The 7,678-nt window shown below is 32.2% G+C and carries 10 protein-coding genes and 1 pseudogene; 3 read left to right on the top strand and 8 right to left on the bottom strand.

Going from position 1 to position 7,678, the window contains the following annotated elements; genetic code table 11:
• Window positions 1–308: 308 nt before the first annotated feature.
• Window positions 309–779 (bottom strand): hypothetical protein, encoded by a 471-nt coding sequence (locus Q5Y73_RS24340; RefSeq protein WP_305994516.1) that lies wholly within the window; start codon window positions 777–779, stop codon window positions 309–311.
• Window positions 780–1,026: 247 nt separating this feature from the next.
• On the opposite strand from Q5Y73_RS24340, the gene Q5Y73_RS24335 reads away from it, so the two are divergent.
• The 3 genes and pseudogenes from Q5Y73_RS24335 to Q5Y73_RS24325 all read left to right on the top strand — a co-directional run.
• Entirely contained in the window at window positions 1,027–1,764 is a 738-nt protein-coding gene (locus Q5Y73_RS24335) for an ABC transporter ATP-binding protein (protein ID WP_305994515.1), read from the top strand.
• A gap of 1 nt (window position 1,765) precedes the next feature.
• Window positions 1,766–2,935, top strand: coding sequence for an ABC transporter permease (locus Q5Y73_RS24330; RefSeq protein WP_305994514.1), 1,170 nt, complete (start codon window positions 1,766–1,768; stop codon window positions 2,933–2,935).
• 350 nt (window positions 2,936–3,285) lie between these two features.
• Window positions 3,286–3,582: pseudogene (locus Q5Y73_RS24325) on the top strand (ATP-binding cassette domain-containing protein); the annotation flags it as partial.
• A gap of 375 nt (window positions 3,583–3,957) precedes the next feature.
• Here the strand turns inward: Q5Y73_RS24325 and Q5Y73_RS24320 are convergent.
• From Q5Y73_RS24320 to Q5Y73_RS24295, 7 genes are all read right to left on the bottom strand, one after another.
• The gene (locus Q5Y73_RS24320) at window positions 3,958–4,452 is read right to left on the bottom strand and encodes an integrase core domain-containing protein (RefSeq protein WP_305994513.1); all 495 of its coding nucleotides are present in this window, start codon (window positions 4,450–4,452) and stop codon (window positions 3,958–3,960) included.
• Window positions 4,427–4,675 carry an IS3 family transposase gene (locus tag Q5Y73_RS24975; RefSeq protein ID WP_371320276.1) on the bottom strand — a complete coding sequence of 83 codons (249 nt, stop codon included), beginning with the start codon at window positions 4,673–4,675 and terminating at the stop codon, window positions 4,427–4,429. Before Q5Y73_RS24975 ends, Q5Y73_RS24320 begins: the two co-directional genes overlap by 26 nt.
• Window positions 4,676–4,809: 134 nt before the next feature.
• Complete coding sequence (locus Q5Y73_RS24315) at window positions 4,810–5,106, bottom strand: transposase (protein ID WP_305994512.1); 297 nt, start codon at window positions 5,104–5,106, stop codon at window positions 4,810–4,812.
• Between the two features lie 232 nt (window positions 5,107–5,338).
• Complete coding sequence (locus Q5Y73_RS24310) at window positions 5,339–5,728, bottom strand: cupredoxin domain-containing protein (RefSeq protein ID WP_305994511.1); 390 nt, start codon at window positions 5,726–5,728, stop codon at window positions 5,339–5,341.
• A 440-nt stretch (window positions 5,729–6,168) separates the two neighbouring features.
• Window positions 6,169–6,255, bottom strand: a complete 87-nt coding sequence (locus tag Q5Y73_RS24305; protein ID WP_305994517.1) for a tyrosine-type recombinase/integrase — start codon at window positions 6,253–6,255, stop codon at window positions 6,169–6,171.
• A 417-nt stretch (window positions 6,256–6,672) separates the two neighbouring features.
• Window positions 6,673–7,032 (bottom strand): hypothetical protein, encoded by a 360-nt coding sequence (locus tag Q5Y73_RS24300; RefSeq protein ID WP_305994510.1) that lies wholly within the window; start codon window positions 7,030–7,032, stop codon window positions 6,673–6,675.
• Between the two features lie 82 nt (window positions 7,033–7,114).
• On the bottom strand, window positions 7,115–7,468 hold the full coding sequence (locus Q5Y73_RS24295) for a hypothetical protein (RefSeq protein ID WP_305994509.1): 354 nt from the start codon (window positions 7,466–7,468) through the stop codon (window positions 7,115–7,117).
• Between the last annotated feature and the right edge of the window lie 210 nt (window positions 7,469–7,678).

Here is a 7,678-nt window from a genome sequence, read left to right as displayed (position 1 = left end):
TTGCCGAAGACTTGAAATTAATCTATTGTTGATTGACAAATAGAGGTTATTTTTCAAATAGTGATTCAATATAATCATAATCTATCGAATGCCCTCTGGCATTAAAGAAAAAACCATTCAAACGAACTGTATTTCCAGGATTAATATAAAAATCGTTTACTTCTTTTTCTTTCTGATTATAAATCTTGACCCTATAACCATAACCCATTCGTCCAAAGGCAAGTTCTCCTTTTTGATAAGTACCCTTTATACCCTTAATGAACTGCTTTTTTTCTAGCTCTTCAGTGATATCAACATCGTAGCCAGTGCTACCATTCCGAATATTTATTTTTGAAACGTTTAAATGTAAGATTATATGTATTTTCGTAATCTTCACTTGATAAAGCAAAACTATACACCTCAACAGAACCTTCAACACTATGAGCGTGTTTCTTATCATATAATTTTTTCAATTCTTTTTGTTGGATACCTATTCCCACACCTCTAGGAGTCATATATTTATTTGCAGATGCCCTCAACAATCCAATCATAACAAGATGATCATCTCTGTAACTCAACTCCAAGCCTTCTTCTTCATAATAAACCCCTAAGTTTGATAACTGCCCTGCTCCAAAAATGTCTTCTACTTCTTGTTTGCTCATTCCAGTGCATAATTTAACTGTATCAGTTGAGTTTATAATACAAGTATCATCTTTAGAAAATGCATCTGGTTCATCAACAAATGAGTTACATCCAACTAGAACTAAAACTATCAATAATATTAGTATTTTTAATCTCATCAAATTGAACCCCTCTATTATTAAAGTTAAAAATATTTTATATTTACCTTAAAAAAATATTTCTTCTTTAATGAGAACGCCATCTTTTTTATATACCTACGAATAACCTCTACTTTGTGTATAAGTGTTGAATATAAGGCTTTGATTAAATAGAATTTAGTTTTTAACAATTGGCATTTTAATTTTAATATATAAAGATGGTGAATCATACGTGTAAGCAGTTACGAACGAAGGGAGCGAACGATGGATGATCGAAGTGAATAACGTATCCAAACAATTTAAGGAAAAGAAGAAGACGATTGCGGCTGTAAAGGATGTTTCTTTTTCTATTTCAAAGGGTGAGATCGTTGGTCTATTAGGAGAAAATGGTGCAGGGAAAACAACTTTGTTAAGAATGATATCAACAATTATGGAGCCTACAAATGGATCTATTAAGATTAACGGTATTGATATATCCAAGAAAACAATGGGTATAAAACAGAAAATCGGCGTTTTATTCGGCAGTGAAACTGGATTGTATGATCGCCTTTCTGCAAGAGAGAATTTAGCTTATTTCTCCTCACTTTACGGTATTAGCAAACACGAAACGAATGTCCGCATAGATCAATTAGCTGTTCGTTTTGGCATGAAGGATTATATAGACAGAAGAGTTGGCGGATATTCAAAAGGGATGCGTCAAAAGGTGGCTATAGCTAGGACCCTTATTCATGATCCTGACATTATATTGTTTGATGAACCAACTACAGGCCTTGATATTTCGTCAGCGAATATGTTTCGTGAACTAGTTCACCAGCTTCGTAAAGAAGGTAAAACGATTGTTTTTTCTAGTCACATTATGGAAGAGGTTAAATTATTATGTCAATCAATTATAATGATTCATAAAGGTGAGCTCGTATATCAAGGTGATATAGATGAATTGTATAAACAAGAAGAAAGCGAAGATTTAAACTATATTTTCATGTCAAGATTAGTGAGAGGTGCTTAAAATGATCTGGACAATTTATAAGAAAGAATTAATTGACTCTCTTCGTGATCGTAAGACAATCATGCTTAGTATTCTTATTCCAATGTTATTTAGCTTAGGAATGGTATTTTTCTACGAGGCATTCTTCTTTAACGATTCACCCGAAAAGTATACGGTTGCTGTAGAAAACACGATGGATGATGAAACATATACATGGTTCTCTCAACTAGATAGTTTAACCGTTTCAAAGGTGACAGACCCTATACAAACTGTGAAGGATGGAGAAGCAACAATTGCCTTATATGCAGAAGTAGATTTTCTAGACAAAATCGAACAAGGTGGATCACCTACTATTGATATATATGTAGATCAATTTAGTCAAAAAGGAGAGCAAGCGACTAGTACGTTAAACACTCATCTAAATACTTTTAAAGAAGCAGTCCAACAGAAGAGGTATGAAAACTTTAATTTAGACGCTGAAGTATTTGAACCATTTCAATTCTCGATTAATAGCATTTCTGAATCTGAGGAGGATGCATCAAGCTTTCTTCTAAGCATTCTTGCTCCACTAATTATTGTGATGTCTATTATTACGGCTGGTATACCTACTAGTAATGATATATTTGCAGGAGAAAAAGAACGGAACACGATGGAAGCATTATTAATGACACCAGTAAAGGGCACAAGCATACTTTTTGGTAAATGGTTAACCGTTTCTACCTTAAGCACGTTTAGTGGGATTTTAGCAACTGTCATGTTTGTTGTTACTACTAAATTTTTCACCGAAGGACTAACTAATGTTATTCCAGACGATAAAGTAGTGTCATTCATTGGCGTAATGAGTATAGGAGTTTTAGCTTTTGGATCTTTAGTGTCTAGTATCATGATGATGTTAAGTTTATTAGCAAACACAGTTAAGGAAGCTGGAAATTATACCTCACCTTTATCAATATTGTGGATGATTCCATTCCTTTTACTAATGGGTGTATCTGTAAATGAATTAACTACAACCCATTTTCTCATTCCTTTTTTCAATATTTTCGCATTAATTAAACAATTAATTTTCGGCGTATATTCTATTGAAAGCATAGGAATGGTAGTAGGAAGCTCAATTCTCGTTATCGCTATCTTGTTTTTACTTGGCTCATTCATGTTCAAAAAAGACCGCTGGGTATTAGGAAAAGGTGCCTGATATAACATAACCTCACACATGTAGAAATTTAATGAACTCGTTCAAATAAAATTGAGCATCTGTCAATCAGATGGAGCTACTCACTTGATTGATTTAACACTATAAAACAAACTATGGAATATTGGCATTTTTTTTAAGAAGGTTGGTTCTTTTAGTAATCTATTTTGTTGCTATTGTTACTAAATTGGAATCACAACATGTGGTTTTATACGATTGTCATCGTTTTATCATAGAAAAGATGCCCCGAACTGTAGTTGTGTATATGTTTAAACCTTAGTACGAAAAACAACAATCAATGCGAAAACAGTCTTTAAGGAAAGAGTACTAACTTTCAATACAGGAGTGTAATGATGCCAAACCTTTTAGAGATTGAAAATATTAGCAAATCTTTTGATAACAAAGTTGTTTTAAAAGATGTAACTTTCAATGTACCATCTGGATCAATTGTTGGGTTCATTGGGGATAACGGAGCAGGTAAATCAACAACATTTAAAACAGTGCTAGGATTAATTTCTGCAGATAGCGGAACGGTAAAGATATTTGGTAAGGAAAATATAAATAAACATGCCGAAATTAAAGAAAAGATCGGCGTCGTATTTGATGCTATGAATTTACCTGCTCAACTTACAATAAAACAATTGATAAAAAAGTAAATAAATTCTCTCGTGAGATGTCTGTAACTTTTGTAGGTGATTTGCACTTATTTTAAAATGTTATTTTGCATTCCCAACTTTAAAAACCCAGTTATCTTCACATGAGAAGATTAACTGGGTTTCTTCAATATTTACATTCAATCATTTATAGAACTATTGAATTAGGGGAAAAAGCTAATGCTTATTATTAAGTAATTGCGCCATTTTGTGGAATAACATTTCATACCATAGTAACCCATATTATCAACAAAATTCTCTATTTTCCTTCTAAAAATCCTTCTTTGCTGGAGTATTTGACTTGAAATACCTCACGCATAATATCCCCACCTTGACCTGGTCAAGCAAAATTGTAACACTATGTAGAATTTATTAAGCATACCTTGCTTGCATTGGGGTCATCCCACCTAAGGCACTATGTGGGCGTATATGATGGTAATAACCGTAAATATAATCATGGATCAATGTTTGTAACTGCTCATCATTTTCAAAATAATAATGGTGCAAATGTTCATTTTTGAGTTTGCCAAAGAAAGACTCCATCGCAGCATTATCATACGGACATCCAGCTCTACTCATACTTTGTGTAACTCTATTCTTCTTACAAAAATCAATAAAAGCTTTTGCAGTAAATTGGACCCCTTGATCACTATGAAGAATCAGTTCTCCTTTAGGATGGTGTTTATCTAAAGCTTCTTGTAGTGGTTCGATGGCTAAATCTGCGGTAACATAAGGTGCTGTTTTAGTCTCTACAATACTTCGATCCTTTAAATCAAGAATGGAGCAGTTATATCGTAATGAACCATTAGATAAATGGATGCATATACGTAAAATCTGTACACTATTTTTCATTTTTATTCGTTGCAATAAACTTTCTATTTATGAGATTAGGAAATACCTGATGCGGTTTTCCCTTGACGTAAGTAGGCTTTTTCTTGAATACAATAGAGCGAAAATTCAACTCTTTCATATATTTATGTACAGTAAGTAAGCTGTAGAAATGACCCTGATTCTCTAGGTAAGTCTTCATCATTCGATATCCGGGTTTGCCCTCGTAACGATGATACAAATCATTTATACAGTCTAGCACAGCTTGTTTACGTTGAAGTTATTTTCTTTTTCTTTGCTTTAAGAAATTTTAATATGCATTGGGAGATAACTGATATCGTTGCAATAGCCATCTTACGCCAAATTCAGAGGCATGATTTTGGATAAACTCATATATTAATTCTGACTTTCCTTCGCAAAGAATGCTGCCGCCTTTTTTAAGAATCGATTCTCTTTTTCTAATTCTTCATTTTTCTTGCGTAGTTCAGCAAGTTGATCGAAGATATCGGAATTGGAATCTTTTGATAACATCTTGTTATTTTCGCATTCTTTACGGTATTGCTTTATCCAAGTATTCAGACTCCCGTGTCCCAGTTGATATTCTTTGGCTAGACTATTGATCGTTCGTCCTTCTTCCAAATGCATACGTACTAGTTTCTCTTTAAATGATTTTTCATATTTTTTTCTTGCCATTGTCAACACCACTTTCTTATGAATAGTATAAGATATTTTGTATTCTATGTGGTGTTACAATTTCACTATATCATGTCACCTTTTATTTGAATTGATAGAACTGAATTAATTCTAATATAACAAAAAGGACTGAAATCTTCAGTCCTTAATCGACTCACTAATTATTTTGGTGAATAAATTGTAAGTTAATGTTTTTTACGGAGATCATTAGGTTTTTATAATAAGTATTCAATTACTCTACAACTAGTTGAGATCTCATTTCCTTATGACCAGGATCACCACAAAATGTTAAACAACGGATTTCATACGTACCTGGTTCCAAGTTAATTGTAGCGCTGTCTCCATCCATTACTTCTACAATAATGTTATCCTTATCATCATATGGTCTTAATTTGACCCCATGAATACCTTCTGCATCTTCATAATTAAACGCTACATCCACATTCGCAGGTATAGTATATGTTTCTTGATCAAATTCCCAATTTGAACCAATTACAGTTAATTCTTGACTCCCATTTTGGTCTGAAGAATCAGAACCTTCATCGTTTGTTGTTCCACATGCTGAGAAAACTAAAATCGAAATCATTAAGGCTGCCGTCGTAACTAGATATTTTTTCATCATTGATAACCCCCAACTTTAGTAATTTTCACTGACTTCATACAGTTTACACTATGAAAACGAAAAAAATATGAATTGAGATGAATGGACACATTAATTTCATTTTTGAGAACCCAAAAAATCCTATTGAAGTAACCACAATGTCCTGTATTTAAGTTTCTGTACTTTCTCATAAAGAAAGGCGTTGTAATTGAAACATCCCAGTTTTTAGGGTAGTATGCCCAGATCCCACCACCTAATTGCTCTTAGGTTTATAAGATAGATTTAACTTATAAGAAGAACTTCTTTATAATTATAATTTGTTCATTTCCTACTTTTATTCACATTATGGTCCAAATCCAAAATTAAGGACAATTTATACAAATTATAAAGCAAAAATTATACACTAAGAAAAAGGACATTTCATTTGTCTCATCTTTAAAACATTGGCTATACAATTGATATCATTGGGCATATATTTTTGTAGTTTCACTCTTCTCATGACCTAGTAAACTTTGTATTACTTCTATATGAGCACCATTGTTAATCATATGTGTTGTAATCTAAGTCGTGGTTTCCATGTTATTCAATATAAAGCATGCATTTGGGTCAAAATATCTCATGGCTTTCCTCAACATGCTACACTCCCCTTTCGGATAAGTTAGGTGATGGTTTTAGATTGTGAATTTTAGCATATGCTGTTGCTATCTAACGATTTTCAATCTGCCATTATGAGCGCACACCTCTATGAGTATTGTGTCTATTAAAAATACTCATAAATACATGTGGTGTCTGTTGTACATTAACCCTATCCCTTATTAAACAATATGGCCCCTAAAATGAAATTAAGCGCTGATCTTGTTCCAGGATAGCGCCAGATTGTCGAAGATAGAAACTATAAACGCTCACCATTTATATAAACCATGTTTTGTCTATATTCTTTTAAAATTGACTATGACGTAGAATTATTAAATGAATGCAACCAGATCTGAATTTAGAGTTAAATAATGTGGCATCCAACAGTCTGATTTTTCAGTGCCGATCTCATGATTATTTATGCATACTCTATTAACACCATCTAAACCATCATAACCACAACATCCATTTAATCTCCTGGTATTAGAATGATATTTGGAGTTTATTAAATCCTTAACATTAATAATTATAAAACTACTTGTATTTGTTGAATTATCTTTACCACTATCCTGAAGAAAATACCCTTCAGGTATATAATCTTTATCATTATTTTTACTTAGTAATTTTAAATCTTGTAATTCAGTTATCTGTTTAGAAATTTCTATTTCACATCTTTTACAAATTAACTTCATGTATTTACCACCTTCATACTAATATATAGAATTAATATGTCACGTTTCTTAAAAGCGCCAGATAATTGAATAAGGATATAATTTAATTCCCCAATATCAATAAAAATTTTTCATCTTTGCTATGTGTTATTTCTTCCAAAAGTTTAATTATAGATGGAACAAAGTACTCAATAACCTCATCATTAATAATAGATTTTATAAATAACAATTCTTCAATAAGTGAAAAAACTTGTGTTTTATTTAATTTTATATCACCATAAATATCTATCAACGGGAGATAGTGTAATTTATAAGCATTACCAATACATATAATTCTTGAACATATTGATTCTGATAAGAAGTAAGCATTTTGCTCTACATCTCCGTTTATTGAAAAGCAAACTTCTACATCTTCTAAATATCTGTTTAGGTCGAATAGTCGACTAAACTTATCCATATCAATTTCACCTCTTGCTCTCAATCAGCACCATTTTCATTATAATGATTATTTACGGGGACAGTATCTGCTTATCATCATGTTGTTTGTAAAACATCATAGTTACTTTATATATATTTCTCCCCAATCTCTTCCTAATTCTAACATATTGTTATTAAACAATATGGCCCTAAAATCTAAAAGGCGCCATTCTTTAAGATTGGCGCCATT

Origin of the sequence: Chengkuizengella axinellae (genome assembly GCF_030730905.1) — a bacterium.
Taxonomy (GTDB): Bacteria; Bacillota; Bacilli; order Paenibacillales; family KCTC-33759; genus Chengkuizengella; species Chengkuizengella axinellae.
This window is presented reverse-complemented; position numbering and strand designations above follow the sequence as displayed.